Here is a 26,747-nt window from a genome sequence, read left to right as displayed (position 1 = left end):
CTTGAGGGGCGTTGCCGCCTCCTGCTCGATCTCGGGGCCAAACAGCGAGGATCACGCAGGAACACGGCTCGGCCTTGGCGCCGAAATCCGCGAAGCCGACTCTAACGATGCGACGGGGCGTTTCTATCGCGGATCAGGAAGCCCCGCTGACCGGAGACAGCGGTCTCGGCTCGCCATCGTGGCCTCGGCGATGGAACGGCTGACAGTCGATCTGCGCCCCGATGCGGCCGATGCGCGGCAAGGATAGTTGTGGCGCGCTCTTGGGCGGCCTCCAGCCGGGCGCGGACGCGGGCACGGGCCTCCGGATCGCTCAGGACGACCTTCGGCGGGACGTCGATCCAGAGCGGGCCATGGACACCCAGCCCGAACAGCGTGTCGATGGCGACGGTCATCTTCGTCGCCCGGGCAAGGTCGGATTGCTCCGGCCCGCCCGAGCCGGGGCAGACCTCGCCGAACACCAGCCGCTCGGCGGCCCGGTCGGCCATCGCATAGGCAAGTTCGGCCTCCAGATCCCCGATCAGGTTCGCGTGGCCGACAAGGCGGCGGCTGGTCGTGCCGCCGTCCCTGGTGAGCATGACCCGGATGACCTCGCCTGCCTCCAGCACGGCGCTGGCGATCGCGTGACCGCATTCATGCACGGCGGCACGCCGATCCCAGGCTCGCCGGCCCGATCGGAGGCCCCGAGAAGCCTCTGCAAGTCCGCGGGCCGCAGGTCCCGCCCTTCACTGCGGGCCGTGGCGCGGGCTTTGCGGATCGCCGCATCGACCTCGGCGGCGCTGCTGTCGACTGCGGCGCGGGCCAGATCGCACAGGTTCGCCGCATCGAACGCCGCGCCCAGATGGCGCTGCAGGATGCCCAGGATCGCCGCGGCATCGGGGATCGGAACCTCGATCTTCAGGTCGAACCGCCCGGCGCGCAGCACCGCCGGATCGATTCGGTCGGGATGGTTGCAGGCGCCGATGACGATCACGCCCTCCTCGCGCGAGATGCTATCCATCTGTTCGAGGAAGCTTCTCCAGCCAGGCAAAATCCCGGGGCTTCATACCATGTCCTCCTGATCGGTGCGGGCGGCGCGATCCGCGGCATCAAGCGCGCGCATCTGGGCGATATAGGCCGCGAGCAATTTCACCAGTTGCCCGGGATCGTCGACTGTCCCGAAGTGCCGGAGTTCGAAGCTCAGGAAGCCCGGCTGCGGATCCTTCGCGCCCAGGCTCGCGGCAAGATCGGCCTCAAACCGGGCGAAGGGCCGGCCCAGCCGATACCAGCGGCTTGCGGTCCTCGCCCAGCCAGCCTCGGCATCGAGAGCGATCAAGCGCGAGGTGACGATCGCATCATTGCCGAGGACCGGATGCCCGGTGACCTCACCCCACAGGCCGACGGCCCCATAGCGCGAGATCACCGGCCGCCAGAGATCAAGGACAGGCGCATCGGCCAGATCCGTGGCGGTTGGGCCGACCTCGGTTGCGGCGATGACAGCAAGTATCCTGTCGAGCCGGCCACGATCCTCCGCGTCGAGTGTCCGTGTCATGTCGGTTTCTCCATCGATGATTGGCAAAAGGGGGCCGTCCCGCGGCCGGAACCGCGGATCGGCAAGGGTCAGGGGTGGGAAAGACGGCGGCCGGATCGGGCACCCATGGATTTGCCAGTTGCTCGATCGCCTGTGACGCACTGGTGCTGGTCGTGGGTGCTTCGCCTCAGTGCTTCCTGTTGCGGATGCGGTCTTCCGCGTCGATCCGCCGTATCCGTTCGATGCCTTCGGCCAGCAGGTCGGCCAGTTCATCAAAGTCGTCGATGGTGAGGCAGCCGGGCAGGTCGAAGCGGATGAAGCCGGGGGCGAAGGTCTTCATGCCGAGAGCATGGGCGATATCCAGTTCGAGAACGGCGAAGGGCGACCCGAGCACATACCATCGGGACGCGGTCCGCGCCCAGCCGTCCTCGGCATCGAGGCCGATCAACTGCGAGGTGAGAACCCGGTCGCAGGTCAACAATGGATGGCCGGTGCCCCTGCCCCAGAGGGCAGGCACGCCGCCCGGGGTCACGACCGGGCGCCAGAGATCCAGCTTCGGGGCGTGCAGGAGGTCTTCGGTGCACGGGCCGGCCTCGGCGGCGGCGATGGCGGTCAGTAGCCTGTCGAGCACAGTGCGGTTGTCAGGTGTCATGATGGTGTTTTCCAACAGGAATGATAGGCGGAAAGGGTGGGCTGACCCTCCGTGGGGGCGATGGCCGGAGGCTGGCCAGTGGGCCGTGAGGGATCACCCAGCCAGCCGTTCGTCCCCGGCTTCGTCACCGCCCTCACTACGTCCGGCATTCAGACCGCTGACGCGAAGCGGCTCCAGCCAGGCGGTCAGCGCTTCGCCCATCAACTCACGCTCGCGGACCAATGCCTCGGCCATGGCTTCGAGATGCGGCCGGTGCGCGGCGAGGATCGTCGTGGCCTGCTCTTCGGCCGCCTCCAGCCGGACGCGGATGCGAGCGCGGGCCTCAGGGTCGCGCAACAGAACCTCTGGCGGGGTATCAATCCAGACCGGACCATAGGCACCGAGCCCGAACAGCGTGTCGATCGACACCGCCAGCTTCGTCGCCCGGGCAAGATCGGACTGCTCCGGCCCGCCGGCCCCGGCGCAGGTATCGCCGAACACCAGCCTCTCGGCGGCGCGCCCGGCCATGGTATAGGCGAGTTCCGCCTCCAGATCCGCGACCAGCCCGCCTTGCTCGATCAAGCGGCGGGTGGTCTGGCCGCCGGCCCGGGACAGCAGAACCCGCAGCACCTCGCCGGTGCCGAGCAGCGTGCCGGTGATCGCATGCCCGCATTCATGGACGGCGGCGCGCCGGTCCCAGGCGTCGCTGGTCGTGCCGGTCGCCGCGAACTGCGCCCGCAGGTCGTCGAGCCGCAGCGCGCGACCCGCGCTCCGGACCATGGCCCGGGCCTTGCGCACCGCCGCATCCACTTCCGCGGCGCTGGCGCCGGAAGCGGCGCGAGCGAGATCGCGCAGATCCTCCTCGCTGAACGCCTCGCCAAGGTGGCGGCACAGGATGCCTAGGATCACCGCGGCGTCCGGCAGCGGCACCTCGACCTTCAGATCGAACCGCCCCGCCCGCAGCACCGCCGGGTCGATCCGGTCGGGATGGTTGCAGGCCCCGACCACGATGACGCCTTCCTCGCGCGAGATCGAATCCATCTGCTCCAGGAAGCCATTGATGACCTGCATGCGGTAGTTCGAAGCATGCCGGTCGCTGTCCTCGCGCGAGCCGACCGCGTCGATCTCGTCGATGAACAGGATCGCTGGGGCCTGCTTCCGGGCGTCCGCGAAGCTCTTGCGCATGGTGCGCAGCATGTCGCCAAGATGGCCAGCGGCCTGCCATTCGGCGAAGCTGGTGGCGATGAAGCTGACGCCGGCGCTGTTCCCCATGCCGCGCGCCAGCCAGGTCTTGCCGGTGCCCGGACTGCCGTAGAGGAGCAAGGATCGGCAGAGGTCGGCCCATACCAGTTTCTTCTGCTGCCAGAGGCCAAGATCGGCAACCAACTGCCGCGCGGCGGACAAAGCCTCGCCTTCGCCGGAAATGTCTTCGAGACGCGGGCCGCTGTTCTTGTCGGCGGGCGGCGTCAGGAATTCGGCCAGCCGTCCGGCGGCCGCCATCACATCTGGCGCACGCAGCGCGACATGCAGGCCGATCGTGGAGAGCCCGGCCAGTTGCCGATCCTCCGGCAGGGCGGCATGGAGAGCGTCCAGGTCCGTCCCGGCATCGGGATAGGCCAGGCGCAGGTGGTGCAGCATGATCCCGCGGTCGAGCGGCGCCAACTGCCGTGGTGCCGGCAGGTAGCGGGCAAGATCCGCCGATGGCGCAGCCTCGTCCGGACAGAGAACCAGCACCGGCACCGGCGCCATCAGGGCATCCGTGAGCCTCTCGTGAAAGCCCTTCAAGGCGTAGTTGCTGATCCCGGTGCCGTCGGTATCGGGGCCGAGCAGCAGAAGATCGCATCGCTCGACGATATGGCGCGAGGGCTTCAGATCGATCCGATGGCCCGGCGGCACCAGGCCGAGCCAGAGGAGATCCTGCAACGGCCGGACTTCCTCCAGTACCATACCGCCCAGGATCGTGACGGCGCCGGGCGCGAGACAGCGCAAGAAGGTCTCGCGGTCGCCGAACGTGGCGGCGAGCCGCAACACAAGCTGGAGTTGCCGGCCGGAAACAGGATGATCGGGCTGGGCCGCCTCTGCGCCTCCATCCTGCGCAGCGGCTTCGCCCGGCAACGGTTTCAGCCAATCGAGATCGTCATCTTCGTCTTCAACCTTCTCCTCATCCGCCTTGCGATGCTCCGCAGACAGATCAGCAGCCGATGTGTCGGCAGGCCTGGTCCTTGGCGCGGTCAGGATGGTATCGCGGCCATAGCCGCGATCCTTCGCGGCAAGGGTGACCCGCAGGCGGGTGACGATCTCCTCGGCGAAGGGGGACCAATGCGGTTCCTGGAACCGTGCTTGGGTGAACGGAATGTCGGACATGGTGATGTTTTCTTTCGGATAGGCAAGGTGGGATCGTCGGCCGGATCGGGGTCCGGCCGGGGCGGAGAAGGGAAAACCCGGGAAGGGGCAGCGGAAGGGTTTCAGAGGAAGGACGGCTTGGGAATCTCGGGGGCGACCACCTGCCGCCAGTCGATGCCGCTGAAGAGCGCGTCGAACTGCATCCGGCTCAGTGTGATCGGACCTGCCTGGGCCTTCGGCCAGACGAAGCGCTGGCCGTTCAGCCGCTTCATGACCAGCACGAGGCCGGAGCCGTCCCAGACGATCAGCTTCAGCCGGTCGGCGCGGCGCGAACGGAAGACGTAGATCGCTCCCGAGAAGGGATCGAGGTCGAAATGGTTGGCGATATACCCGGCCAGCCCGTCCATGCCCTTGCGGAAATCGACCGGCTCGGTGGCGAGCCAGATGCGGAAGCCATTCGGCAGGAGGATCATTGCGAGTCCCTCACGGCGTGCAGTACCTCGGCCAGATGCGCGACGGGGTAGCCGGGCGGGACCGCGATCTCCACATCACGAAAGCGGATGCGCAGATCGGCCGTGCCGACGGCGGTCGCGCTCAGCGGGACATGGGCATCGCCGGGAAGGGTCAGTTCCATGAAGCTCGGTCCCGGTTTCTTCGGTTCAGCCCGAACCCATTTCGCGACGAGGGACTCGTTCGCCCCGATCTCGCGGGCGACATCGACGATCCTGCTGCCGGCGCCCACGCGCTCGGCCGCCAGAGCTTTGATCTCGTTAGGCCAGTACCGCCGACCTTTGGCGGTCGTCGGAACCGCGATCCCCCAGACCAGGGTCTCGCTCGATACGCTCTCGTCCAGCATGGTCACCTCCACGATCAGATAGAGGCAGTATCGCTAACCCATTGATTTTTGGAAACATGGGGTCTTTGCACCGCTTACCTTTCTCTTGTCTTCGAACCGCCTTCGCCTTAGCGCATCGCCATGCTGCATGTGACCGAAAACCTTGCCATCGCCGATTGGGAGCTTTCCGAAAGCTTCATGCGCGCCTCGGGCCCGGGCGGGCAGAACGTGAACAAGGTCTCGACCGCGGTGGAGCTGCGGTTCGAGGCCGAACGCTCGCCCCATCTCGCCCCGCCGGTCAAGGCGCGGCTGCGCCGCATCGCGGGCCGCAAATGGACCGCCGAGGGCGCATTGGTGATCCAGGTCGACGAGACCCGCAGCCAGGCCCGCAACCGCGAAATCGCCCGCGACCGCCTGGTCGAGATGATCCGCGCCGCCCTTGTCGCGCCGAAGAAACGGATCGCGACCAAGCCGACGGCGGGAAGCCAGCGCAGGCGGCTGGCGGCGAAATCGCAGCGTGGCGAGGTGAAGTCCCTGCGCGGCCGGATCGAGGAGGACGACTAAGGCCCGCCCCGCCTCAGACCAGGACCTCGCTCGCCTGTTGGTCGCCCACGCCGAAAACGCGCTTGTAGCGCGCGATCTCGGCCTCGGGGCCCATGGCCTTGTTGGGATTGTCCGAGAGCTTCACCGTGGGTCGGCCATTGGCCGAAACCGCCTTGCACACAAGGCTGAACGGCGCCAGCGCGTCGCCCGGCACCAAGCCCCGGAAATCGTTGGTCAGGTTGGTGCCCCAGCCGAACGAGACCTTGACCCGGCCGTGGAAGCGGGCGTGCAGCGCCTCGATCGTCTCGACATCCAGCCCGTCCGAGAAGATGATCAGCTTCTTGCGCGGATCCTCGCCATGCGCCTGCCACCAGCGGATCGCCACCTCGGCCCCCTCTGCCGGATCTCCCGAATCGATGCGGATGCCGGTCCAGCTTGCCAGCCAGGCGGGTGCGCGCTCCAGGAAACCGGCAGTCCCGTAGGTGTCTGGCAGGATCATGCGCAGGTTGCCGTCATGTTCGTCGTGCCAGTCGGCCAGCACCTGATAGGGGGCTTGGGCAAGCTCTTCGTCGCTTTGCGCCAGGGCCGCATAGACCATCGGCAGTTCATGGGCATTGGTGCCGATGGCCTCGATGTCGCGCCGCATCGCGATCAGGCAGTTCGAGGTCCCGGTGAACGCGGATCCCAGCCCCTCCCGCATGGCCTGCACGCACCAGTCCTGCCACAGGAAGCCGTGGCGGCGGCGGGTGCCGAAATCGGCGATCTTCAGCCCCTCGATCCCGCGCAGCCGCTCGATCTTCTCCCAAAGCCGGGTCATGCCGCGCGCGTAAAGCACCTGCAATTCGAATTTGCGCATGTCCTTCAGCACCGCGCGCGAGCGCAACTCCATCAGCACCGCCAGCGCCGGGATCTCCCACAGCATGACCTCGGGCCATTTGCCCTCGAAGGTCAGTTCGAACTGGCCGTCGCGCTTTTCCAGGTGATAGGCGGGCAGGCGCAGCGCCTCGAACCACTCCATGAAATCCGGGCGGAACATCTGGCGCTTGCCGTAGAAGGTATTGCCGCGCAGCCAGGTGCTTTCGCCGCGCCGGAGCGAGAGCGAGCGCACATGGTCAAGCTGTTCGCGCAATTCGCCCTCGTCGATCAGCTCGGCCAGCCGCACCTTGGTCGAGCGGTTGATCAGCGAGAAGGTCACGTTGGTGTCGGGCCGGTTGCGAAAGATCGACTGGCACATCAACAACTTGTAAAAATCGGTGTCGATCAGCGACCGGACGATCGGGTCGATCTTCCAGTTGTGGTTGTGGACACGCGTCGCGATATCGACCATCTCGGGCCTCCTCCTCGGGAAGGCCCTTTTAAACCAACACCGGAACGCGCTGTCCAGCGCCGCCGCGCGACGCTCAGGCCTCTTGCAGCACGACGCCCGCGTCGATCATCTGCGCCCGCGCCTCGTCGAGCGAGCCGTTGAGGTCGATCCCCCGGCACAGGTCGCGGCGCACCACCGCCTTGAACCCCAGCTTCACCGCATCCAGCGCCGAATAGGCCACGCAATAATCGGTGGCGAGGCCGACGAACGTCAGTTGCGTGATGCCCCGGCTGTCGAGATAGCCCTCAAGCCCGGTGGGCGTCTGGCGGTCGTTCTCGAAAAACGCCGAATAGCTGTCGATCCCGGGGCGAAAGCCCTTGCGGATGACAAGCTGCGCCGGATCGGTGCGCAACTCGCGGTGCAGCGCGGCACCGGCGGAGCCGATAACGCAATGCACCGGCCACAGCACCTGCGGGCCATACTCCAGCTCGATCACCGAATAAGGTTCGGCGCCCTCATGATTGGCGGCGAAAGAGCTGTGGTCGGCCGGGTGCCAGTCCTGGGTCAGCACCACGGTCTGGAATTCGTCCATCAGGGCGTTGATCCCCGGCACGATCAGGTCGCCCTCCTTGACGGCCAAAGCGCCGCCGGGGCAGAAATCGTTCTGCACGTCGATCACGATAAGGGCTTCGGTCGCGTCACGCATCTGGGCCTCCTGTCTCCGATCCCCGACGGGAAAACGCAGGCCGCCAGGACCGGGTTCCCTGCCCCGGGGTAGGAGCCGCCGCAGCGCGCGTCAAGCGGGCGCCCCCGCCCCGCCCTTGATTTCACCCGCGGTTCGGTCCATTGCGCCGCAATGTTCATCATCGCCGCGCTTTACCATTTCGCCCGGGTCGATGCCCCCGCCGCCCTGCGCGGGCCCTTGCTGGCCTGCTGCGAGAGCGCGGGCGTCAGAGGATCGCTTCTGCTGGCACCCGAGGGGATCAACGGCACGATCGCGGGCCCGCGCGAGGGGATCGACCTCGTCCTGGCCCATATCCGCGCGCTCCCCGGCTTTGCCGCGCTCGACTGGAAGGAATCGCGGGCCGAGGCGCCGCCCTTCGGCCGGATGAAGGTCCGGCTCAAGCGCGAGATCGTCACCATGGGCGTCGAGGGGATCGACCCCCGCGCCTCGACCGGCCATTACGTCGACCCCAGGGCCTGGAACGATCTGATCCGCGCGCCGGATGTGGCGGTGATCGACACCCGAAACGATTACGAGGTGCGGATCGGCACGTTCGAGGGCGCGGTCGATCCCGGCACCGGCAGTTTCCGCGACTTTCCCCGCTGGTGGCAGGAGAATCGCGCCCGGTTCGAGGGCAAGCGCATCGCCATGTTCTGCACCGGCGGCATCCGTTGCGAGAAATCCACCAACTACCTGCTCTCGCAAGGGGTCGAGGAGGTCTATCACCTCAGGGGCGGCATCCTGAAATACCTGGAAGAGGTGCCGCCCGAGCGATCCGCCTGGCAGGGCGAATGCTATGTCTTCGACGGCCGGGTCTCGGTCGGGCATGGGCTGGTGCCGGGGGATTACATCTCTTGCGGGGCCTGCCGCCGCCCGGTCGCCCCCGAGGACCGCGCCCATCCCGATTATGAGGCCGGGGTCCGCTGCCCGGCCTGCGCCGATGAATATTCCGAAGCCGACCGCGCCCGGTTCCGCGAGCGCGAGCGCCAGATCCGGCTGGCCGAGGCGCGCGGAACCCGGCACCTCGGCCGACCGGGGCCCTGAACCCCGGCCGGATCAGGCCAGGTCAGACGAAGAACTGGCCACCGTTCGCGGTGATCGTCGATCCGGTGATGAACCCGGCGTCGTCCGAGGCCAGGAAGACCACCGCCCGGGCGATCTCGTCCGGCTCGCCCAGGCGGCCGACCGGGATCTGGGCGATGATGCTTTCGCGCACCTTTTCCGGCACCGCCATCACCATCTCGGTGGCGATATAGCCCGGGCAGACCGCATTGACGGTGATGCCCGCCCGCGCGCCCTCTTGCGCTAGCGCCTTGGTGAAGCCCAGATCCCCGGCCTTGGCGGCCGAGTAATTGGCCTGACCGGCCTGGCCCTTCTGCCCGTTGATCGACGAGATCGAGATCACCCGGCCGAACTTGCGCTCGCGCATCCCCGACCACAGCGGATGGGTCATGTTGAACAGGCCGGAAAGATTGGTGTCGATCACCTCTTTCCACTGCTGCGGAGTCATCTTGTGGAACATGGAATCGCGGGTGATGCCCGCATTGTTCACCAGCACCTCGACCGGGCCCAGATCGGCCTCGACCCGCGCGATGCCCTCGGCGCAGGCGTCGTAATCGGCGACCGACCATTTATAGGCCGGGATGCCGGTTTCCGCGGTAAAGGCCTTTGCCGCCTCATCATTCCCGGCGTAATTCGCCGCGACCCGATAGCCCGCCGCCTTCAGCGCGACCGAGATTGCCGCGCCGATCCCGCGCGTTCCCCCGGTGACGAGTGCAACTCTGGACATGATTCCCTCCTCCTCGAATCCTCTTCTGCCCTTGCTAACCAACCGATCCCGGATGCGCAACATTATTTCAAATAACAGATCGCACACACAGCAAAATTACGCGATAATGCTGCATGTGCGAAATGCGCGATCCGATGCGGGAACGGGCCGCAGGGCCGCGCGACCGTTCCGCGGGTCAGAGCCGCTCGACCGCCAGCGCAACCCCCATGCCGCCGCCGATGCACAGCGTCGCAAGGCCCTTCTTGCCGCCCGAGCGGGCCAGTTCGAAAAGCAGCGTGTTGAGGATCCGCGCGCCCGAGGCGCCGATCGGATGGCCGATGGCGATGGCGCCGCCGTTCACGTTCACCCGTGCCGGGTCCCAGCCCATATCCTTGTTCACGGCGCAGGCCTGGGCGGCGAAAGCCTCGTTCGCCTCGACCAGATCCAGATCGCCCGGCTTCCAGCCCGCCTTTTCCAGCGCCTTGCGGCTGGCATGGATCGGGCCGACGCCCATGATCGCGGGATCGAGCCCCGCCGTGGCGTAAGAGGCGATGCGCGCCAGCGGGGTCAGGCCGCGCCTTTCGGCCTCCTTGTCGCTCATCAGAAGCACGGCGGCGGCGCCGTCGTTGATGCCCGAGGCATTGGCCGCGGTGACCGAGCCCTCCTTGGCGAAAGCGGGCCTGAGCTTCTGCATCGCCTCGATCGTGGCGCCGTGGCGGATATATTCGTCGGCGTCGACCACGGTCTCGCCCTTGCGGGTCTTGACGGTGAAGGGCGCGATCTCATCCTTGAACCTGCCCGCCTTCTGCGCCGCCTCGGCCTTCAATTGGCTGGCCAGGGCGAATTCGTCCTGCTCCTCGCGCGAGATCTGCCACTGGTTGGCGACATTCTCGGCGGTCTGGCCCATGTGATAGCCGTTGAACGCATCCCACAACCCGTCCTTGATCATGGAATCGATCATCTTCAGATCGCCCATCTTCTGGCCCGCGCGCAGATGGGCGACATGGGGCGAGAGGCTCATGCTTTCCTGCCCGCCCGCGACCACGATCCTCGCATCGCCAAGCTGGACATGCTGGGCGCCAAGCGCGACCGTCCGCAGGCCCGAGCCGCAGACCTGGTTGATCGACCAGGCCGAGCTTTCCTGCGGCAGGCCGGCCAGGATATGGGCCTGGCGGGCGGGGTTCTGGCCCTGGCCTGCGGTCAGCACCTGGCCCAGGATCGTCTCCTCGACCTCGGCCTTTTCGATGCCCGCGCGCGCCACCACCGCCTCGATCACCGAAGCGCCCAGTTCATGCGCGGGGGTATTGGCGAAGGCGCCGTTGAAGCTGCCGACGGCGGTGCGCGCCGCCGAAACGATTACGACATTGGTCATGTGTTCTCTCTCCCTTGTCAGCGCCTGGAAGCCGGAGTGCGCCCATTTACCGGCGTAAAAGATGAGGGATAGAATCGCAAGGAATTCGCAAGTTCCCGCAACCTGGGGACTTCGGGGGGGCTTGAGCCGGGGCCCATGCCCCCCCGGCCCGCAGGCTTCCCGGCCATAGAGGCGAAGGCCAGGATCGGAAAGCCTGATGGCGGCGCGTCAGCCCGGCGCGGGGGCGCGGTCCTTGCGATACTGGCTGAAATCGGGCTTCACCTCGGGGCGGCCGAAAAGATAGCCCTGAAGGCAGCCGACGCCATTGTCGCGCAGCCAGTTGGCCTCTTCCGAGGTCTCGACCGCCTCGGCCACGGGAAACATCTCGAAGGCGCGGGCCAGCGCGATGGCGGCGCGGATCACCGGCTGGTTATGCGCATCCATATGGCAGTCGCGAATGAATTTCCCGTCGATCTTGGCGATGTCGAAGCCGAATTCGTTCAGAAGTTCAAGCGATGTCTCGCCCGCGCCGAAATCATCCAGGGTGAAGGCGATCCCGGCGCGGCGGAACTCGTCCATGAAGGGGCGCAGCACATCCGGCATCTGCATCGTCGAATCCTCGTTGATCTCAAGGATCAGCCCGGCACCGATGCCCGGCCGGTGGCGCAGCGCAGCGCGCAGCGCATCGACCCAGGGCTGGTAGCCCACCGAACGCGCCGACATGTTGATGGCGATGCGGATGCCGGGATTGCGCTGCAAGGTGGTCAGCGCCAGTTGCAGCGCAGCCAGGTCGATCTCGCGCCCCAATTCCTGCGTTTCCGCCACCGCCATGAAATCGCGCGCGGGGATCACCAGCCCCTCGGGGTTCAGAAGCCGGATATAACCCTCGTAGAAGCCGATGATCGAGGGGTCGGCGGCATAGACCGCGGGCTGAAACGCCAGCAGCATCTGGCGTTCGCGCAATGCGCGGCGCACCATGGCAATGGTCGCATGCCGCCCCGATGTCATCGCGACCGACAGCGGCGTATCCTCGTCCATTTCGGCCCCCGCCCTGGACCGCCCCGGCCCTGTGCCCGGTCCTGTGCCCCGCCCCGTCCGCAGTCCCGCCCGCAGTCCCGTCTGAAAAACCATGGCTCCGCCCGCTGCTGAATCGGGTGACAGGATGGCTCAAAGGCGGTAAACCCGATATTGACGTTCTGCGTTTGTTTCAAATCATATGGATAATTCCGGCCCAAGATGACCGATCCCGCCCCGATCCAACGCTGTGCCTGGTGCGGCTCAGACCCGCTTTATGTCGCCTATCACGACAGCGACTGGGGTCGGCCCGAGCGCGACCCCCGCGCGCTGTGGGAAAAGCTGATCCTGGACGGTTTTCAGGCCGGCCTCTCCTGGATCACCATCCTGCGCAAGCGCGAGGGTTTCCGCGCCGCCTTCGACGGGTTCCATCCCGCCGTCATCGCCACCTGGGGCGAGGCCGAGGTCGCCCGCCTGCTGGCCGATCCCGGCATCGTCCGCCATCGCGGCAAGATCGAGGGCACGATCGCCTCGGCCCGCGCCTATCTCGCGATCGAGGCGCGCGAGGGCTTTTCGCCCTTCCTGTGGTCCTTCGTGGGCGGCCGACCGATCCAGAACCGGCTGCGCCCCGGCGATCCAGTGCCGACCGAGACCGCGGAAAGCCGCGCCATGTCGAAGGCGCTCAAGGCCGAGGGGTTCAAGTTCTGCGGCCCCACCATCTGCCAAGCCTTCATGCAGGCCACGGGCATGGTGAACGACCACCTGACCACCTGCCCCCAGCACGCCGAATGCGCCGCCATGGCGTGACAAGCGCCGCCTTGCCCCTTGGCGAGCGGCATCCGAGCGCGCATATAGACGCCAGAGCCGAAAGAGCGAGGAAAACATGTTTGGTCTGGGCGATGTCACCGCGCCGGTCGCGGACGATCTGATCAAGGACGGCAACGAGGCGGGCTTCATGGCCGATGTCATCGAGGCCTCGCAGACGGTCCCGGTGATCGTCGATTTCTGGGCCACATGGTGCGGACCGTGCAAGACCCTCGGCCCGGCGCTGGAGGCCGCCGTGCGCGAGGCCAGGGGCAAGGTCCGCATGGTCAAGATCGACGTCGACCAGAACCAGATGATCGCGGGCCAGATGCGGATCCAGTCGATCCCCACCGTCTATGCCTTCTGGCAGGGCCAGCCGGTGGACGGTTTCCAGGGCGCGCTTCCCGGCTCGGAGATCAAGAAATTCGTCGACAAACTCGCCGCGCTGGCCGGTGACGGCGGCCTGGGCGAGGCGCTCGCCGCCGCCGAGGAGATGCTGGAGCAGGGCGCGCTCGCCGATGCGACCGAGACCTTCGCCGCCATCCTGGGCGAAGAGCCCGGCAATGCCGCCGCCTATGCCGGGCTGGCGCGCTGCCATGTCGCGGCCGGGAATCTCGACCAGGCCGGGGCCTTCCTGAAAGCCGCCCCCGCCGAGATCGCCGGATCGAAAGAGATCGAGGCCGCGCTCGCGCAGCTCGAACTTGCCCGTCAGGCCGAGAATGCGGGCCCCGAGGCCGAGCTTCGCGCAGCCGTCGAGGCCGATCCCGACAACCACCAGGCCCGGTTCGACCTGGCCGTGGCGCTGAACGCCGCCGACAAGCCCGAAGAGGCGGTGGAGCAATTGCTGGAACTGTTCCGTCGCGACCGCGAATGGAACGATGGCGCGGCGAAGGCGCAGCTCTTCACCATTTTCGACGCGCTGAAACCCCAGGATCCCATCGTGCTGAAAGGCCGCCGCCGCCTTTCGTCGATGATCTTCCTCTAGGGGGCCGGGCGGGTGGCCTTTCATCCCGGCCCTGCCGACCTGCCGGGGGTGCTGGCGCTGTTTCCGCTGCCCGGCGCGCTGCTCTTGCCCCGGGTGCACCTGCCGCTGAACATCTTCGAGCCGCGCTATCTGGCCATGGTCGAGGATGTGCTGCGCGCGCCCCATCGCATGATCGGCATGATCCGCCCCATAGGCACCGGGCTGGCCGATCCGCAGCCGCAGGATGCGCGGCTTTCCTCGATCGGCTGCGCGGGACGGATCACCCGCTTTCACGAGATGGAAGACGGGCGGATGACGATCTTCCTGACCGGGATCGCCCGCTTCCGGCTGCGCGACGAAATGGCGGGCTTCACCCCCTATCGCCGGGCCGAGGTGGACTGGACCTCGTTCCACCACGATCTGGAGCCACCCGCGCCCGATCCCGATTTCGACCTGCCCACCTTCACCGCGCTGATCGCGCGCTATCTCGACAGCGTGGGGATGGTGATCAACCTCGAATCGCTGACCGCCTCGGGCGAAGAGCGGATGGTCAACGCGCTCTCGCTCCTCTGCCCCTTCCCGCCCGAGGACAAGCAGGCGCTGCTTGAGGCCCCGGGCCTGTCCACCCGCCGCGAAACGCTGGTCGCATTGATCGAATATGCGATGCGCGGCGGCCTCGATACCGGATTGATGCAATGACGGAAAAACCGCTTCACGACCGCCGCATGATCGAGGCGCTGGTCTGCCCGCTGACCCAGGATGTGCTGAGCTATGATGCCGAACGGCGGGAACTGGTCTCAAAGGCGGCGCGGCTGGCCTTTCCGATTCGCGACGGCATCCCGGTGATGCTGGTTTCCGAGGCCCGCCCGCTGGACTGAGGCCGCTTCGCCCCGGGGCGGACGGACCGCTTCCTCCGGCGGACGCCCCCGTCCGGGGATCGCGCCCCCTCCCCGCGCCCCTGCGGCGGCGTCCCGCTTACGCCAGATGCGGGCGGAAGCTCTGGATCACCGCCTCATAGACCGCACGCTTGAAGGGCACGATCGAGGCCAGCATCTCCTCGGCGCCGATCCAGCGCCAATGCGAGAATTCGGGGTGCTCGGTCTCGATCCTGATCTGGTCGTCGCGGCCCAGATAGCGGAACAGGAACCATTTCTGCCGCTGGCCGCGATATTTGCCGCCCCAGACCTTGCCCAGAAGCTCGGGCGGCAGGTCATAGCTCAGCCAGTCTTCGGTCTTGGCGATCTTCTCGACCAGATCGGCGGTGACGCCGGTCTCTTCCCACAATTCGCGCAACGCGGCCTGTCTGGGCTTTTCGCCGCTGTCGATGCCGCCCTGGGGCATCTGCCAGGCCGGGCTTGCGGCGCCGCCGTTGTCGATGCGTTGGCCCGCGAAGATCAGCCCTTCGCGGTTCAACAGCACCACCCCCACACAGGGGCGGTAGGGCAGGTCCTCGGCCCTGCGCTGTTCGGACCCGCCCATGCCGCTCACTCCGACGGGCCGAGGGTGGACAGGCCCTTGAGGATATCCACCGCATAGGCAAGCTGGTAATCCTCGTCGCGCAGCTTGGCGGTTTCCTCGGCCGCCAGTTGCTCTTCCTGATAGAGGCGACGCTCGTCCTCGGTCATGGAATCGTTGCTGATCGCGCCGCGCAGGTCGGCCTCGCTGCGCGGCCCCACCGCCGAGGCGGGCTCTTCCGCCTCGGCCGGGTTCGGCGGCCGCACCGGCTGCTGCACCACGATGTCGGGCGAGACGCCAAGCGCCTGGATCGATCGGCCCGAGGGCGTGTAGTAGCGCGCCGTGGTCAACCGCATCGCGCCGTCGCCCTTGAGCGGGATCAGCGACTGGACCGACCCCTTTCCGAAGCTCTTGGTGCCGACGATGATGGCGCGGCGATGGTCCTGCAACGCGCCCGCCACGATTTCCGAGGCCGAGGCCGAGCCGCCGTTGATCAGGATCACGATGGGCTTTCCCTCGGCCAGATCGCCGGGGGTGGCGTTGTAACGCTCGCCATCCTCGGGCGCGCGGCCGCGGGTCGAGACGATCTCGCCCGAGTTCAGGAAGGCGTCCGAGACGGTGATCGCCTCGTTCAACAGGCCCCCGGGATTGTTGCGCAGGTCGATCACCACGCCTTCGACATTCTCCATCCCGCCCAGTTCCTCGACCATCTTCTGCAGCGCATCGACGACTCCGGTCGTGGTCTGGTCGTTGAAGGTGGTGATGCGCAGCACCGCCGCCTTGCCGACGACCCGGCCGCGCACCGCCTGAAGCTTGATCGTGTCGCGGATGATCGAGACGTCGAACGGCTGGTCCACGCCCTGGCGGACCACGGTGATGATGATCTCGGACCCGATCGGGCCGCGCATCAGCTCAACCGCCTGATCCAGCGTCAGGCCCAGAATCGATTCGCCGTTCACATGGGTGATGTAGTCGCCCGCCTGGATCCCGGCCTTGTCGGCGGGGGTGTCGTCCATCGGCGAGATGACCTTGACGAAGCCCTCTTCCTGGGTGACCTCGATCCCCAGCCCGCCGAATTCGCCCTTGGTCTGGACCCGCATATCCTCGAAATCCTTGGCCGAGAGATAGGAGGAATGCGGGTCGAGCGAGGTCAGCATGCCGTTGATGGCGGCCTTGACCAGGGCGTCGGTCTCGACCGGCTCGACATACTGGCCGCGCACGCGCTCGAAAATGTCGCCGAACAGGTCGAGTTGCTCGTAGACCGAGGTATCGCGCTTTGCCACTTCGGCGATCAGCGGGCCGACCTGCGCGGTCAGAACGATACCGGCAATCACGCCTCCGGTGGTCGCAAGGGCCAGTTTCTTCATGTCCTGTCAGTCTCCTGTCGAAGCGGTAAGGGCAAACCATGCCGTGGGGTCCACCGGCGCCGCGCCCAGTCTGAGTTCCAAGTAAAGCGTTTCCGTGTCGGATGTGCCAGCCCCGGTCGCAAGAAGGGCCTCGGTCCCGCCCATCAGGCCGAGCGCGGCGCCCGCCGCGACCACTTCGCCCATCTCACCGTAAAGCGTTTCCAGCCCCGCCAGAACGAGAAGATAACCGTCCCCGGGCTCGATGATGATCACATTTCCGTAGTCGAGCAGCGGACCGAGGTATCGGATGGTCGAGGGCCAGGGTGCGGTGACCAGCGCGCCCGCCCGGGTCGCCAGCGTCATGCCCGGCCGACGCACGCCCGCCGCATCGGCCTCGTCCGGGCCCCGGATCAGCCGCCCCAGCACCGGCAGGGGCAGGACGCCCATGCTGGTCGCGAAAGAGCGCAGCGCGCCGCCGCCCTCGCCCGAGGTCAGCGCAAGCCCCGCGGCGAAGGCGTCCAGCGTATCGGCGCTTTCCAGAAGATCCCGCAACACCTCGGGATCCTCGGTCATGCGGCGCGGCAGGTCGGTGCGTTCCGAGATCGCCTTCGACAGCGCGGTGCGCGCGGCCTGCGCGGTCGCGAGCCCCTCGGTCAGGGTGCGTCCCGCCGCCACCTGAAGCGCGCGCAGATCGGCCAGTTCGCGCAATTCGACACGCAGAACATCCGCCTCGGCCTGAAGCGCCGGGGTCACCTCGGCCAGCATCATCCCCGAACGCGCGGTGCCAAGCGGCCCCGAGGGATGCAAGAGCAGAAGCGGGCCCGGGGATTGCTCCATCCGCGCCAGGACCGACAGAAGCTGGCCGACACGCTCGCGCTTGGCGTCGAAACGGCGTTTCAGCGTGGCCTCGCGCAATTCAGCCTGGCGCAGGGCCTCGCGCAGGGCCGCGAGCCCCTCCTCATAGGCGCGGATGGTGCGGGTCAGCGCCGCCACCCGGTCGCGGCCGCTCGTCGCCTCTTCCAGCGCCGCCACCGCCGCGCGCAGGTCCTCGGAGGCGCGGGCCGCCTGTTCCGCCACCGCGGTCTCGGCCCCGGCGGGGGCGGCGGCCAGCAGGCCCAGGGCAAGCAGGGCGGCGCGCAGGATCATGAAATCAGGCTCTCGCCCGTCATTTCCGCAGGCTGCGGCAGACCCATCAGCGCCAGAAGCGTGGGCGCCACGTCGGCCAGCCGACCCGAGCGCAGGGCCACGCCCTCCGGCCCGCCGAAAAGGATCACCGGAACCGGGTTCACGGTATGGGCGGTATGGGGCTGGCCGGTGACCGGATCGGTCATCACCTCGCAATTGCCATGGTCGGCGATGACCACCATCGCACCGCCCGCCCGTTCAAGCGCGGCGACGACGCGGGTCAGGCCCGCATCCACCGCCTCGACCGCCTTGACGGCGGCGGGCAGGCTGCCGGTATGGCCGACCATGTCGGGATTGGCGTAGTTCACCACGATCAGGTCATAGCTCTTTTCGATCGCCGCGACGAATTGATCGGTCACCTCGGGCGCCGACATCTCGGGCTGGAGGTCATAGGTCGCCACCTTGGGCGACTTGGGCATGAAGCGATCCTCGCCCGCGAAAGGCGCCTCGCGCCCGCCGTTCAGGAAGAAGGTGACATGGGGGTATTTCTCGGTCTCGGCCAGCCGGAACTGGGTCCGGCCCTGTTTCGCCACCCATTCGCCAAGGGTGTTCACGATGTCCTGCTTGGGAAACATCGTGGTCATGAAGGCGTTGTGGGCCTGGGAATAATCCACCATGCCAAGCCGGGCGGCCAGATGCGGGCGCGGGCCGGGATCGAAGGCGTCGAAGGCCGGATCGGCGATGGCCGACAGGATCTCGCGCGCGCGGTCGGCGCGGAAGTTGACGAGGAAAAGCCCGTCGCCGTCCTTCATCCCCGCGTAATCGCCGATCACGGTCGCGGGGATGAATTCGTCCGTCACCCCGCCCGCATAGGCGGCGGCGATGGCCTGGGCGGCGCTGTCGGCCCGCGCCTGGCCCTGCGCCCGGACAACGGCGCGGAAGGCCTGTTCGACACGCTCCCAGCGATTGTCGCGGTCCATGGCGAAATAGCGCCCGGTGACGGTGGCGATGCGGACACCGGGCGGCAGCGCGGCCTCAAGCGCAGCCACTTGCGCGGCCGCCGAGGCGGGGGCGACATCGCGGCCATCGGTGAAGGCATGGATCACCACCGGCACGCCCTCGGCCGCGATCACGCGGGCGGCCTCAAGCAGATGGGCCTGATGGGCATGGACCCCGCCGGGCGAGGCCAGCCCCGCCAGATGCGCGGTCCCGCCCGAGCCCTCAAGCGCGGCGATGAAGGCGCGCAGGGCGGGGTTGGCGGCGAAATTCCCGGTCTCGATGGCAAGGTCGATCTGGCCCAGGTCCATGGCGACGATCCGGCCCGCGCCGATATTGGTGTGGCCGACCTCGGAATTTCCCATCTGGCCGGTGGGCAGTCCCACATCGGGGCCGAAGGTCACCAGCGTCGCATTCGGGCAGTCGCGCATCAGGCGGTCGAAGGTCGGCACATGCGCCTGCGCCGGGGCCGAGGTCGCGGGATCGGGCCCGATCCCCCAGCCGTCCAGGATGCAAAGGACAACCGGCTTCGGGATGCGGGTGGCGTCGGACATCGGTCTTCTCCATTGCGGGCCGCGCGGCGTGCCTTGCGGCCTGGTCGAGCGCGGTTTAGGGGCGCGGTTTATGGGCCGCGCGCGGCTTGAGGCGGCGCAGCCTCGGGCCGAACTTATGCCCGCCGCCGCCGCCGGGCAACGGGGTCAGCCCCGACCCGCGCGCTTTTCCCGCACCCGCTGGCGCCAGAGCGTGAAAAGCCCCGCCGCCATCACGATGGCGCTGCCGATCAGCACGTTCAGCCGCAGCACCTCGGAGAACAGCACGAACCCCAGAAGCGAGACGAAAGGCATCTGGAAATAGGCGAAGGGCTGTATGGCCGAGGCCTCGGCCACGTCATAGGCCTTGATCAGCAGCCCGTGGCCGATGATCGCGGTGCAGCACAGCGTCAGCAGCAGCATCCAGTCGCCGCCCGACATGTTTTGCCAATGCATCAGCCCAAGCGGCGTGATCGCCACCGCCCCCGCGACCCCGGTCCAGAAAAAGCTGACCCCGGGCCCGTCGTCGCGCGCCACATAGCGCGTCAAAAGGCCGTAGACCGCGAACATCAGCGCCGCCGCAAAGGGCAGGAGCGCCCAGATCGAGAACACGCCGCTGCCGGGTTGCAGGATGATCATGATGCCGACGAAGCCGACGAAGATCGCAAGCCAGCGCCGCCAGCCCACCTTCTCGCCCAGGATGGGGCCCGACAGCGCGGCGATCAGCAACGGGTAGGAGATGAAGACGGCATGGGTCTCGATCAGGCCAAGCTTCACGAAGGCCGCGACCATGACGCAGATCTCGGCGATCAGCAGCGCGCCGCGCAGGATCTGAAGCCAGGGATGGGCGCTTTTCGCCGCCGCCCGTAATCCGCCCGGCGCCCGCGCCGCCATCAGGATCGCAAAGGCGGCGAAGAACCAGAACCGCACCATGACGACCATGTAGATATTGGCCTCGCGCCCCAGATGCAGCGACAACCCGTCCTGCACCGCAAAGACGGCGCTGGTGGCGATCATCAACCAGATTCCAAGGCGGGTGTTCTGAGGGCTCGACATGATGGGCGCCGGTTAGCACGGCGGCAGACGTGGCGACAGGGGACTTCGCGCGGCGAAAGGGGATTCCGCCATGCAGGAAATGCAAGGCCTCCAGGCTCCGGACTCGGGCCCGGAACTCAGGCCGCCCGCGGCAGCATCGGACGCTCGCGCACCGGCAGGTGGATCAGCGCCGAGAAGGCGCCCACCCCGACCCCGATCCACCAGACCAGCGTGTAGTCGCCGTTGATGTCATACATCCTGCCGCCCAGCCAGACGCCCAGGAAACCGCCCAACTGGTGCGACAGGAAGACAAAGCCGTAAAGCGTGCCCATGTAGCGCAGCCCGTAGATATGGGCGACAAGGCCCGAGGTCAGCGGCACTGTGGCCAGCCACAAGGCCCCCATCACCGCCGAGAACACCAGAACCGAGCCGGGCGTGATCGGCATCAGGATGAAGACCGCCGCCGCGATGGTCCTGCCCAGATAGATCCAGGCCAGCAGGTATTTGCGGGTATATCTGTGCCCCAGCCAGCCCGCCGTCACCGTGCCGATGATGTTGAAGACCCCGATCACCGCGATCGACACCGCGCCAAGCGCCGAAGTGGTGGTGATCCCTATCATCGACAGCATTCCCCCCGGCGCGATGGGGCCGCAAAGCTCGGTCACGAAGGCCGGGAAATGCGCGGTGATGAAGGCAAGCTGATAGCCGCAGGAGAAAAAGCCCAGGAAGATCATGATATAGGACGGATCGCGGAAGGCCCGCCCCAGCACCTGACCCAGGCTTTCCTCAAGCTCGGCGCGCGAGGCGACATGGGGCGAGCGGATGAAGGGCAGCGCGAACAGCGTCAGCAGGACCACGGCGGCGAAGATCACAAAGACCCATTGCCAGCTATAATATTGCAGCAGGAACTCGGCCGTCGGCGCGCCGAAGACCTGGCCCGCCGATCCCGCCGCCGTGCCGATCCCAAGCGCCATCGAACGATGCTCGGGCGCGGCAGCCCGGCCGACGATGGCCAGGATCACGCCGAATCCGGTCCCCGCGATGCCGAAGCCCACCAGCACCTCAAGCCATTGCATCTGCCACGGCGTCCAGGCCAGCGCGGTCAGGACCAGCCCGAGCGCATAGAGAAACACCCCCGCGACGATGGCCTTGCGGTCGCCGAACTTCTCGGCCACGGCGCCGAATATCGGCTGGCCGATGCCCCAGAACAGGTTCTGGATCGCGATGGCCAGGCTGAACTCGGCCCGGGCCCAGCCGAACTCCTCGGCGATGGGGATCTGGAAGACGCCGAAGCTGGCGCGCACCGCGAAGCCGATCATCAGAACGGCCGAGCCGGCGATCAGGACCGGGGTGAAAAGGCCCGCGCGGGGGGCGGCATTCGCGGCCTGGGTCATGCGTGGGGCTCCTCATTGTCCGGCCGGAAGGGCGCGCGTCCGACCGCCACCGGCGCGGCAAGTTGCGACGCGCGGCGCGGATCGTCAAATGCTGTTTTGTGATGCCGCCCAGCAGGATTTGTGAAGCGGCCCGGTCGGCGTGTCTTGCAACCGTCGCGCGGGCTTGGAACACTCGGCGCAAAAGGGGATCGGAAGGTGGGCGGGATGCAGGACTGGTGGAAAGGCGCGGTGACCTATCAGGTCTATCCGCGCAGTTTTCAGGATTCGGACGGCGACGGGATCGGCGATTTGCCGGGGATCACCGCGCGCCTGCCCTATCTGGCGGATCTGGGGGTGGATGCGGTCTGGCTTTCGCCCTTCTTCAAAAGCCCGATGAAGGACATGGGCTACGACGTGTCCGACTATACCGATGTCGATCCCGTCTTCGGCACGCTGGCGGATTTCGACGCCCTGGTGGCGCGCGCGCATGGGCTGGGGCTGAAGATCATCATCGACCAGGTGCTGTCGCATTCCTCGGACCGCCACCCCTTCTTCGCCGAAAGCCGCGAAAGCCGCTCGGGCCCGAAATCCGACTGGTATGTCTGGGCCGATCCGAACCATGACGGCACGCCGCCCACCAACTGGCTTTCGGTCTTCGGCGGCCCGGCCTGGACCTGGGACGGGCGGCGGCGGCAGTTCTACATGCACAATTTCCTGAGCAGCCAGCCCGATTTCAACTACCACAACCCCGAAGTGCAGGACTGGGCGCTCTCGGTCCTGCGGTTCTGGCTGGAGCGCGGCGTCGACGGCTTCCGCTTCGACACGGTGAACTACTATTTCCACGACAGGCTGCTGCGCCGGAACCCGCCAGATTTCGTCGAGAAGGACAAGCCCGAGCCCAGCCCCTACGGCATGCAATACCACCTTTTCGACAAGAACCGGCCCGAGAACCTGGCCTGGCTGGCGCGGATCCGCGCGCTTCTGGACGAATACGGCGCGACCAGCGTGGGCGAGGTCGGCGACAACCACCACGCCATCCGGCTGATGGGCGAATATTCGTCGCCCGGCCATCTGCACCAGTGCTACAGTTTCGAGATGTTCGGCACCGAATACACGCCGGATTACTTCCGCAGCCGGATCGAGGCCTTCTTCACCGGCGCGCCCGGGGGCTGGCCGATGTGGGCCTTCGCCAATCACGACGTGCCGCGCCAGGTCACCCGCTGGCAAAAGGCCGGGGTCGACCAGGACAGTCTTGCGAAACAGGCCGCCGCGCTGCTCTTGTCCTTCGAGGGCTCGATCTGCCTCTGGCAGGGCGAAGAGCTTGGCCAGACCGATACCGAACTGGGGCTGGAGGAGCTGACCGACCCCCAGGGCATCGCCTTCTGGCCCGCCCCGGTCGGGCGCGACAACACCCGCACGCCGATGGTCTGGGACGGCTCTGCCCATGGCGGCTTCACCAGCGGGCACCCCTGGCTTCCGGTCAAGGCACCGCAGCTTGCCCGCAATGTCGCCAGCCAGTCGGGCAAGGCGGGATCGGTGCTGGAATTCTACCGCCGGATGCTGGCCTTCCGCCGCGTCTCGGCCCTGCGCGGGGGCAGGACCCGGTTCCTCGACATGCCCGCGCCGATCCTGGGCTTTCAGCGCGGCGAGGGCGAGGCGGGTCTGCTGTGCCTCTTCAACCTCTCGGCCGAAGAGGTCGCGCTCGGCTTCGAGGCGCCGCTGTCGCCGCAGGGCCCGGTGCAGAATGCGGCATTCGGGGACGGGCGGCTGGTGCTGGGCCCGAATGCGGTGATCTTCCTTGCCCTGGTCGCGCCGGAATGAGAAGGGGCGGGCCGGAAAGACAGACAGGATCCCCACCATGACGCGCAACCGGGCCACCGCCATCGGCTTTACCGCCGTGCTGATGTGGGCGCTTCTGGCGCTTCTGACCATCGGCTCTGCCCCGGTGCCGCCGCTTTTGCTGAATGCGATCTGTTTCGCGATCGGCGGGGCGATCGGGCTGGTCTGGACCCTGCGCAAGGGCCTGGGCGTGCTGCGCGGCATCTCGTGGAAGGTCTATGCCTTCGGCACGGCGGGGCTGTTCGGCTACCACTTTCTCTACTTCACCGCCTTTCGCCTGTCGCCCTCGGCCGAGACCGGGCTGATCGCCTATCTCTGGCCGCTGTTCATCGTGCTGTTCTCGGGCCTTCTGCCCGGCGAGCGCCTTGGCGCGCGGCATGTGACCGGGGCGCTTCTGGCCTTTCTCGGCGCGGCGCTGCTGGTCATGGGGCGCGGCGGCGAGGGTTCCGCCAATGCGGCGGGCCTGGCGCTGGCCTTTCTATGCGCGCTGACCTGGGCGGGCTATTCCGTGCTGTCGCGCAGGCTGGGCGAGGTGCCGACCGAAAGCGTCACCCTCTACTGCCTGGCCACCGCGCTTCTGTCGGCGCTGGCGCATCTGGCACTGGAAGAGACGCTCTGGCCCCAGGGCGTCGCGGGCTGGGGGGCGGTGCTGCTCCTGGGTCTGGGCCCGGTGGGGGCGGCCTTCTTCACCTGGGACATCGGCATGAAGAAAGGCGACATCCAGCTTCTGGGTGTCGCCTCCTATGCCGCGCCGCTGCTTTCAACGCTGGCGCTGGTTCTGGCCGGGATCACGCCGCCATCCTGGGCCCTTCTGCTGGCCGCTCTTCTGATCGCGGGCGGCGCCGGACTGGCGGCGGGCAGGCGCGGTTAATGCGCCTGGCTCAGCCGGGTGATCTCTTCCTTGAGCTTGAGCTTCTGCTTCTTCCATTCGGCGATCTGAATGGCATCGGTCGCGGGGCTGCGCTGCGCCCGCTCGACCTTGTCCGAGAGGTTTTCGTGCTTCTTCCGAAGTTCCGCAATATGCGAAGCCATCGTCATCTCCGTTCCTCCTTGCTTTGTGACAACCGTATGGACAGTCCAGCACGGAAGCCGAGTCGTGTCACCTGTCTTCCTGTCGCAGGCGGTGGAAATCAGCCGCAAATCTTCTTCGATCAGCCCAATCTTGCCTCAAGGCCCGCGCCCTCGCGCAAGATTGCATTGACCTCGGGCGTATAGCTTTCGCGGTCGCCGTCATGGGCGTCGCCCTTGTGGATCACCAGGGGCGCCAGAAGCCGGAACGCGGCCCGCCCGCCCTTCCTTGCGCGCAGGATGATGCGCAGGGCCTCGCGCCCCTCGCGCGCGGCCAGGGGCAACACGATGCCCGAACCCATCCGGGGCGCCAGCGCCGAAAGCAGGCCGGGCAGGCTGTCGGCCCCGGCGATCAGGGTCAGCCACCCCCCCGGCACCAGCCGCCGCGCCGCCGCCGCGACCCATTCGCCGACCGGACGCTCCACCTGCATCGCGGTCGCGCGCGCCGCCACGGGCGAGGGCGTGCCACCCGGCGGATACCAGGGCGGATTGGCGATCACATGGTCGAAATCGCGCCGCAGCGCCACAGGCATCCGCGCCAGATCGCCCTGGTGCACCTCAAGCCCGATGCGGTTGCGGGCGGCGTTGCGCCGCGCGAGATCGACATATTGCGGCTGAAGCTCCAGCCCGGCCTGTTCCAGCCCCGGCACCCGCACGCCCAGGCAGAGCGAGGCCGCGCCCGCGCCGCAGCCCAGATCCAGCACCGACTGTCCCGCGCGGGCGGGACAGGCCGCCGCCAGCAGCACCGCATCGGTCGCCGCCCGATAGCCCTTCAGCGGCTGAAGCAGGCGCAGCCGCCCGCGCAGGAACAGGTCGTCGGAGAGATCCTCGTCGGGGAAGACCGCATCGGGGAAGACCGCGCTCACCCCGGCAGGTCCACGCCATTGTCGCGCAGGATCGCGCGCGCCATGAACAGGTCGCGATCCGCCACCATCAGCCTTTGCGGCAAAAAGCCCAGTGAACCGTCCAGTACGCTCATGTGGACGTCCATGGCGAAGGCTGTTATGCCCTCGCCATCGAGAAGGGCTGTCGCGAAGGCGATCACCGTCGGGTCGGTCGTGCGCAGAAGCTCTTTCATCGCAAATGACGTAACTGCCCCTGCCCCCGGCGGCAAGAGCCGCGATAGCCGGGCATCAGCGGAGCCCTGGGTATGAAGATGGACGGCGCAGCAAAGAACGTGAACCAGAACCCTCAGGACCGCCTTGCGGAATATTTCGCCCGGGACATGGCGGCGGTGAACGGCATCATCCGCAGCCGCATGTCCAGCGAACATGCCCCCCGCATCCCCGAGGTCACCGCCCATCTGATCGAGGCCGGCGGCAAGCGCATCCGCCCGATGCTGGTCCTTGCCGCCGCGCATCTGTGCGGCTATCCGCAAGAGGATGCCGACGAGGGCGCGCGCCAGGATCACCTCAAGCTGGCCGCGACCGTCGAATTCATCCACACCGCCACCCTGCTGCATGACGACGTGGTCGACGAAAGCCGCCAGCGCCGGGGCCGCCCCACCGCCAACCTGCTGTGGGACAACAAGTCCAGCGTTCTGGTCGGCGACTATCTTCTGGCCCGCGCCTTCCAGTTGATGGTCGAGCCGGGGAACCTGCGCGTCCTCGACATCCTGGCCAATGCCTCGGCCACCATCGCCGAGGGCGAGGTGCTGCAACTGACCGCCGCCCAGGATCTGGCCACCACGGAAGAGACCTATCTGAAGGTGGTGCGCGGCAAGACGGCGGCGCTCTTCTCGGCCGCGACCGAATCCGGCGCGGTCATCGCCGGCGCGGACGAGGATCGGGTGCGCGCGCTGTTCACCTATGGCGACGCGCTTGGGATCGCGTTCCAGATCGCCGACGACCTGCTGGATTACGGCGGCGCCTCGGCGGTGATCGGAAAGAACGTGGGCGACGACTTCCGCGAGCGCAAGCTGACGCTGCCGCTGATCAAGGCCATCGCGAAGGCCGATGCGGAGGAGCGGGCCTTCTGGGCCCGCGTGATCGAGAAGGGCGACCAGGCCCCCGGCGATCTGGAACAGGCGCTGGCGATCATGGCCCGCCATGGCGCGCTTGAGGCCGCGCGGGCCGATGCGCTTGGCTGGGCGGGGGCCGCGAAAGCGGCGCTGGCGGATCTGCCCGACCATCCCCTGCGCGCGACGCTCGCGGATCTGGCCGATTACGTCGTGGCCCGCATCGCCTGACC

Annotated in this window: 30 protein-coding genes; 9 read left to right on the top strand and 21 right to left on the bottom strand. The window is 67.5% G+C overall.

Annotated elements, in window-relative coordinates; all coding sequences use genetic code 11:
- Window positions 1-101: 101 nt before the first annotated feature.
- The 7 genes from ABNX41_RS02960 to ABNX41_RS02930 all read right to left on the bottom strand — a co-directional run bounded on the left by ABNX41_RS02960 (window position 102) and on the right by ABNX41_RS02930 (window position 5,337).
- A complete protein-coding gene (locus ABNX41_RS02960) occupies window positions 102-605 on the bottom strand; it encodes a hypothetical protein (protein WP_438668219.1) in 504 nt (167 codons plus the stop codon).
- The gene (locus ABNX41_RS02955; protein WP_438668218.1) at window positions 518-997 is read right to left on the bottom strand and encodes an AAA family ATPase; all 480 of its coding nucleotides are present in this window, start codon (window positions 995-997) and stop codon (window positions 518-520) included. The genes ABNX41_RS02960 and ABNX41_RS02955 overlap by 88 nt, the downstream gene beginning before the upstream one ends.
- A gap of 42 nt (window positions 998-1,039) precedes the next feature.
- Entirely contained in the window at window positions 1,040-1,528 is a 489-nt protein-coding gene (locus tag ABNX41_RS02950; protein WP_438668217.1) for a DUF6634 family protein, read from the bottom strand.
- Between the two features lie 166 nt (window positions 1,529-1,694).
- A complete protein-coding gene (locus ABNX41_RS02945) occupies window positions 1,695-2,159 on the bottom strand; it encodes a DUF6634 family protein (protein WP_438668216.1) in 465 nt (154 codons plus the stop codon).
- Window positions 2,160-2,252: 93 nt separating this feature from the next.
- Window positions 2,253-4,502, bottom strand: coding sequence for an AAA family ATPase (locus ABNX41_RS02940; protein ID WP_438668215.1), 2,250 nt, complete (start codon window positions 4,500-4,502; stop codon window positions 2,253-2,255).
- A 101-nt stretch (window positions 4,503-4,603) separates the two neighbouring features.
- Complete coding sequence (tnpB, locus tag ABNX41_RS02935) at window positions 4,604-4,954, bottom strand: IS66 family insertion sequence element accessory protein TnpB (RefSeq protein ID WP_438668214.1); 351 nt, start codon at window positions 4,952-4,954, stop codon at window positions 4,604-4,606.
- Window positions 4,951-5,337 carry a transposase gene (locus ABNX41_RS02930; RefSeq protein ID WP_438668213.1) on the bottom strand — a complete coding sequence of 129 codons (387 nt, stop codon included), beginning with the start codon at window positions 5,335-5,337 and terminating at the stop codon, window positions 4,951-4,953. The genes tnpB and ABNX41_RS02930 overlap by 4 nt, the downstream gene beginning before the upstream one ends.
- Before the next feature lie 120 nt (window positions 5,338-5,457).
- On the opposite strand from ABNX41_RS02930, the gene arfB reads away from it, so the two are divergent.
- The gene (gene arfB, locus ABNX41_RS02925; RefSeq protein ID WP_438668212.1) at window positions 5,458-5,880 is read left to right on the top strand and encodes an alternative ribosome rescue aminoacyl-tRNA hydrolase ArfB; all 423 of its coding nucleotides are present in this window, start codon (window positions 5,458-5,460) and stop codon (window positions 5,878-5,880) included.
- 13 nt (window positions 5,881-5,893) lie between these two features.
- Here arfB and pncB read toward each other — a convergent pair whose 3' ends face one another.
- Window positions 5,894-7,186: a nicotinate phosphoribosyltransferase gene (pncB, locus tag ABNX41_RS02920; protein WP_438668211.1), complete on the bottom strand. Its 1,293-nt coding sequence runs from the start codon at window positions 7,184-7,186 to the stop codon at window positions 5,894-5,896.
- 73 nt (window positions 7,187-7,259) lie between these two features.
- Complete coding sequence (gene pncA, locus ABNX41_RS02915; protein WP_438668210.1) at window positions 7,260-7,871, bottom strand: bifunctional nicotinamidase/pyrazinamidase; 612 nt, start codon at window positions 7,869-7,871, stop codon at window positions 7,260-7,262.
- 150 nt (window positions 7,872-8,021) lie between these two features.
- Between pncA and trhO the strand changes: the two genes are divergently transcribed.
- Entirely contained in the window at window positions 8,022-8,933 is a 912-nt protein-coding gene (trhO, locus tag ABNX41_RS02910) for an oxygen-dependent tRNA uridine(34) hydroxylase TrhO (protein ID WP_438668209.1), read from the top strand.
- A gap of 22 nt (window positions 8,934-8,955) precedes the next feature.
- Here the strand turns inward: trhO and ABNX41_RS02905 are convergent, their stop codons facing one another.
- From ABNX41_RS02905 to ABNX41_RS02895, 3 genes are all read right to left on the bottom strand, one after another.
- Window positions 8,956-9,678: a beta-ketoacyl-ACP reductase gene (locus ABNX41_RS02905; protein WP_438668208.1), complete on the bottom strand. Its 723-nt coding sequence runs from the start codon at window positions 9,676-9,678 to the stop codon at window positions 8,956-8,958.
- Between the two features lie 175 nt (window positions 9,679-9,853).
- Window positions 9,854-11,029, bottom strand: a complete 1,176-nt coding sequence (locus ABNX41_RS02900) for an acetyl-CoA C-acetyltransferase (RefSeq protein ID WP_438668207.1) — start codon at window positions 11,027-11,029, stop codon at window positions 9,854-9,856.
- 207 nt (window positions 11,030-11,236) lie between these two features.
- Complete coding sequence (locus ABNX41_RS02895; protein ID WP_438668206.1) at window positions 11,237-12,046, bottom strand: EAL domain-containing protein; 810 nt, start codon at window positions 12,044-12,046, stop codon at window positions 11,237-11,239.
- 198 nt (window positions 12,047-12,244) lie between these two features.
- Between ABNX41_RS02895 and ABNX41_RS02890 the strand changes: the two genes are divergently transcribed.
- From ABNX41_RS02890 to ABNX41_RS02875, 4 genes are all read left to right on the top strand, one after another.
- On the top strand, window positions 12,245-12,829 hold the full coding sequence (locus tag ABNX41_RS02890; protein ID WP_438668205.1) for a DNA-3-methyladenine glycosylase I: 585 nt from the start codon (window positions 12,245-12,247) through the stop codon (window positions 12,827-12,829).
- 76 nt (window positions 12,830-12,905) lie between these two features.
- The gene (gene trxA, locus ABNX41_RS02885) at window positions 12,906-13,811 is read left to right on the top strand and encodes a thioredoxin (RefSeq protein ID WP_438668204.1); all 906 of its coding nucleotides are present in this window, start codon (window positions 12,906-12,908) and stop codon (window positions 13,809-13,811) included.
- A 12-nt stretch (window positions 13,812-13,823) separates the two neighbouring features.
- Window positions 13,824-14,489 carry an LON peptidase substrate-binding domain-containing protein gene (locus tag ABNX41_RS02880; protein WP_438668203.1) on the top strand — a complete coding sequence of 222 codons (666 nt, stop codon included), beginning with the start codon at window positions 13,824-13,826 and terminating at the stop codon, window positions 14,487-14,489.
- Window positions 14,486-14,668: a Trm112 family protein gene (locus ABNX41_RS02875; protein ID WP_438668202.1), complete on the top strand. Its 183-nt coding sequence runs from the start codon at window positions 14,486-14,488 to the stop codon at window positions 14,666-14,668. Before ABNX41_RS02880 ends, ABNX41_RS02875 begins: the two co-directional genes overlap by 4 nt.
- Before the next feature lie 97 nt (window positions 14,669-14,765).
- Here the strand turns inward: ABNX41_RS02875 and ABNX41_RS02870 are convergent, their stop codons facing one another.
- The 6 genes from ABNX41_RS02870 to ABNX41_RS02845 all read right to left on the bottom strand — a co-directional run bounded on the left by ABNX41_RS02870 (window position 14,766) and on the right by ABNX41_RS02845 (window position 21,671).
- A complete protein-coding gene (locus ABNX41_RS02870) occupies window positions 14,766-15,269 on the bottom strand; it encodes an RNA pyrophosphohydrolase (RefSeq protein ID WP_438668201.1) in 504 nt (167 codons plus the stop codon).
- Between the two features lie 5 nt (window positions 15,270-15,274).
- On the bottom strand, window positions 15,275-16,612 hold the full coding sequence (locus ABNX41_RS02865; RefSeq protein WP_438668200.1) for a S41 family peptidase: 1,338 nt from the start codon (window positions 16,610-16,612) through the stop codon (window positions 15,275-15,277).
- Window positions 16,613-16,618: 6 nt separating this feature from the next.
- On the bottom strand, window positions 16,619-17,734 hold the full coding sequence (locus ABNX41_RS02860) for a murein hydrolase activator EnvC family protein (protein ID WP_438668247.1): 1,116 nt from the start codon (window positions 17,732-17,734) through the stop codon (window positions 16,619-16,621).
- A complete protein-coding gene (gene gpmI, locus ABNX41_RS02855; protein WP_438668199.1) occupies window positions 17,734-19,266 on the bottom strand; it encodes a 2,3-bisphosphoglycerate-independent phosphoglycerate mutase in 1,533 nt (510 codons plus the stop codon). The genes ABNX41_RS02860 and gpmI overlap by 1 nt, the downstream gene beginning before the upstream one ends.
- Window positions 19,267-19,410: 144 nt before the next feature.
- Window positions 19,411-20,259, bottom strand: a complete 849-nt coding sequence (locus ABNX41_RS02850) for a DMT family transporter (RefSeq protein WP_438668198.1) — start codon at window positions 20,257-20,259, stop codon at window positions 19,411-19,413.
- Between the two features lie 155 nt (window positions 20,260-20,414).
- Window positions 20,415-21,671 (bottom strand): MFS transporter, encoded by a 1,257-nt coding sequence (locus ABNX41_RS02845; RefSeq protein WP_438668197.1) that lies wholly within the window; start codon window positions 21,669-21,671, stop codon window positions 20,415-20,417.
- A 204-nt stretch (window positions 21,672-21,875) separates the two neighbouring features.
- Here ABNX41_RS02845 and ABNX41_RS02840 point away from each other — a divergent pair, with 204 nt between their 5' ends.
- Window positions 21,876-23,471, top strand: a complete 1,596-nt coding sequence (locus ABNX41_RS02840) for an alpha-glucosidase (RefSeq protein WP_438668196.1) — start codon at window positions 21,876-21,878, stop codon at window positions 23,469-23,471.
- Between the two features lie 37 nt (window positions 23,472-23,508).
- Window positions 23,509-24,360, top strand: coding sequence for an aromatic amino acid exporter YddG (gene yddG / locus ABNX41_RS02835; RefSeq protein WP_438668195.1), 852 nt, complete (start codon window positions 23,509-23,511; stop codon window positions 24,358-24,360).
- On the opposite strand, the gene ABNX41_RS02830 is transcribed toward yddG, so the two are convergent.
- From ABNX41_RS02830 to ABNX41_RS02820, 3 genes are all read right to left on the bottom strand, one after another.
- Window positions 24,357-24,527: a YdcH family protein gene (locus tag ABNX41_RS02830; protein ID WP_438668194.1), complete on the bottom strand. Its 171-nt coding sequence runs from the start codon at window positions 24,525-24,527 to the stop codon at window positions 24,357-24,359. The genes yddG and ABNX41_RS02830 overlap by 4 nt on opposite strands.
- A gap of 113 nt (window positions 24,528-24,640) precedes the next feature.
- Window positions 24,641-25,423 carry a tRNA1(Val) (adenine(37)-N6)-methyltransferase gene (locus ABNX41_RS02825; RefSeq protein ID WP_438668193.1) on the bottom strand — a complete coding sequence of 261 codons (783 nt, stop codon included), beginning with the start codon at window positions 25,421-25,423 and terminating at the stop codon, window positions 24,641-24,643.
- Complete coding sequence (locus ABNX41_RS02820) at window positions 25,420-25,635, bottom strand: putative signal transducing protein (protein WP_438668192.1); 216 nt, start codon at window positions 25,633-25,635, stop codon at window positions 25,420-25,422. Before ABNX41_RS02820 ends, ABNX41_RS02825 begins: the two co-directional genes overlap by 4 nt.
- Before the next feature lie 72 nt (window positions 25,636-25,707).
- Here ABNX41_RS02820 and ABNX41_RS02815 point away from each other — a divergent pair, with 72 nt between their 5' ends.
- A complete protein-coding gene (locus tag ABNX41_RS02815; protein ID WP_438668191.1) occupies window positions 25,708-26,745 on the top strand; it encodes a polyprenyl synthetase family protein in 1,038 nt (345 codons plus the stop codon).
- Window positions 26,746-26,747: the final 2 nt, after the last annotated feature.

It is taken from the genome of Pseudogemmobacter sonorensis (assembly GCF_042762395.1).
GTDB lineage: Bacteria > Pseudomonadota > Alphaproteobacteria > Rhodobacterales > Rhodobacteraceae > Pseudogemmobacter > Pseudogemmobacter sonorensis.
The sequence above is the reverse complement of the archived record's forward strand: the minus strand, read 5'-3'. Positions and strand labels throughout refer to the sequence as shown.

Bases quoted from the DNA above. Each gene is read 5' to 3' on its own strand.
- ABNX41_RS02955 (WP_438668218.1), bottom strand. From the start codon at position 997: ATGGATAGCATCTCGCGCGAGGAGGGCGTGATCGTCATCGGCGCCTGC.
- ABNX41_RS02950 (WP_438668217.1), bottom strand. From the start codon at position 1,528: ATGACACGGACACTCGACGCGGAGGATCGTGGCCGGCTCGACAGGATA.
- ABNX41_RS02945 (WP_438668216.1), bottom strand. From the start codon at position 2,159: ATGACACCTGACAACCGCACTGTGCTCGACAGGCTACTGACCGCCATC.
- ABNX41_RS02940 (WP_438668215.1), bottom strand. From the start codon at position 4,502: ATGTCCGACATTCCGTTCACCCAAGCACGGTTCCAGGAACCGCATTGG.
- tnpB (WP_438668214.1), bottom strand. From the start codon at position 4,954: ATGATCCTCCTGCCGAATGGCTTCCGCATCTGGCTCGCCACCGAGCCG.
- ABNX41_RS02930 (WP_438668213.1), bottom strand. From the start codon at position 5,337: ATGCTGGACGAGAGCGTATCGAGCGAGACCCTGGTCTGGGGGATCGCG.
- arfB (WP_438668212.1), top strand. From the start codon at position 5,458: ATGCTGCATGTGACCGAAAACCTTGCCATCGCCGATTGGGAGCTTTCC.
- pncB (WP_438668211.1), bottom strand. From the start codon at position 7,186: ATGGTCGATATCGCGACGCGTGTCCACAACCACAACTGGAAGATCGAC.
- pncA (WP_438668210.1), bottom strand. From the start codon at position 7,871: ATGCGTGACGCGACCGAAGCCCTTATCGTGATCGACGTGCAGAACGAT.
- trhO (WP_438668209.1), top strand. From the start codon at position 8,022: ATGTTCATCATCGCCGCGCTTTACCATTTCGCCCGGGTCGATGCCCCC.
- ABNX41_RS02905 (WP_438668208.1), bottom strand. From the start codon at position 9,678: ATGTCCAGAGTTGCACTCGTCACCGGGGGAACGCGCGGGATCGGCGCG.
- ABNX41_RS02900 (WP_438668207.1), bottom strand. From the start codon at position 11,029: ATGACCAATGTCGTAATCGTTTCGGCGGCGCGCACCGCCGTCGGCAGC.
- ABNX41_RS02895 (WP_438668206.1), bottom strand. From the start codon at position 12,046: ATGGACGAGGATACGCCGCTGTCGGTCGCGATGACATCGGGGCGGCAT.
- ABNX41_RS02890 (WP_438668205.1), top strand. From the start codon at position 12,245: ATGACCGATCCCGCCCCGATCCAACGCTGTGCCTGGTGCGGCTCAGAC.
- trxA (WP_438668204.1), top strand. From the start codon at position 12,906: ATGTTTGGTCTGGGCGATGTCACCGCGCCGGTCGCGGACGATCTGATC.
- ABNX41_RS02875 (WP_438668202.1), top strand. From the start codon at position 14,486: ATGACGGAAAAACCGCTTCACGACCGCCGCATGATCGAGGCGCTGGTC.
- ABNX41_RS02870 (WP_438668201.1), bottom strand. From the start codon at position 15,269: ATGGGCGGGTCCGAACAGCGCAGGGCCGAGGACCTGCCCTACCGCCCC.
- ABNX41_RS02865 (WP_438668200.1), bottom strand. From the start codon at position 16,612: ATGAAGAAACTGGCCCTTGCGACCACCGGAGGCGTGATTGCCGGTATC.
- gpmI (WP_438668199.1), bottom strand. From the start codon at position 19,266: ATGTCCGACGCCACCCGCATCCCGAAGCCGGTTGTCCTTTGCATCCTG.
- ABNX41_RS02850 (WP_438668198.1), bottom strand. From the start codon at position 20,259: ATGATCGCCACCAGCGCCGTCTTTGCGGTGCAGGACGGGTTGTCGCTG.
- ABNX41_RS02845 (WP_438668197.1), bottom strand. From the start codon at position 21,671: ATGACCCAGGCCGCGAATGCCGCCCCCCGCGCGGGCCTTTTCACCCCG.
- ABNX41_RS02840 (WP_438668196.1), top strand. From the start codon at position 21,876: ATGCAGGACTGGTGGAAAGGCGCGGTGACCTATCAGGTCTATCCGCGC.
- yddG (WP_438668195.1), top strand. From the start codon at position 23,509: ATGACGCGCAACCGGGCCACCGCCATCGGCTTTACCGCCGTGCTGATG.
- ABNX41_RS02830 (WP_438668194.1), bottom strand. From the start codon at position 24,527: ATGACGATGGCTTCGCATATTGCGGAACTTCGGAAGAAGCACGAAAAC.
- ABNX41_RS02820 (WP_438668192.1), bottom strand. From the start codon at position 25,635: ATGAAAGAGCTTCTGCGCACGACCGACCCGACGGTGATCGCCTTCGCG.
- ABNX41_RS02815 (WP_438668191.1), top strand. From the start codon at position 25,708: ATGAAGATGGACGGCGCAGCAAAGAACGTGAACCAGAACCCTCAGGAC.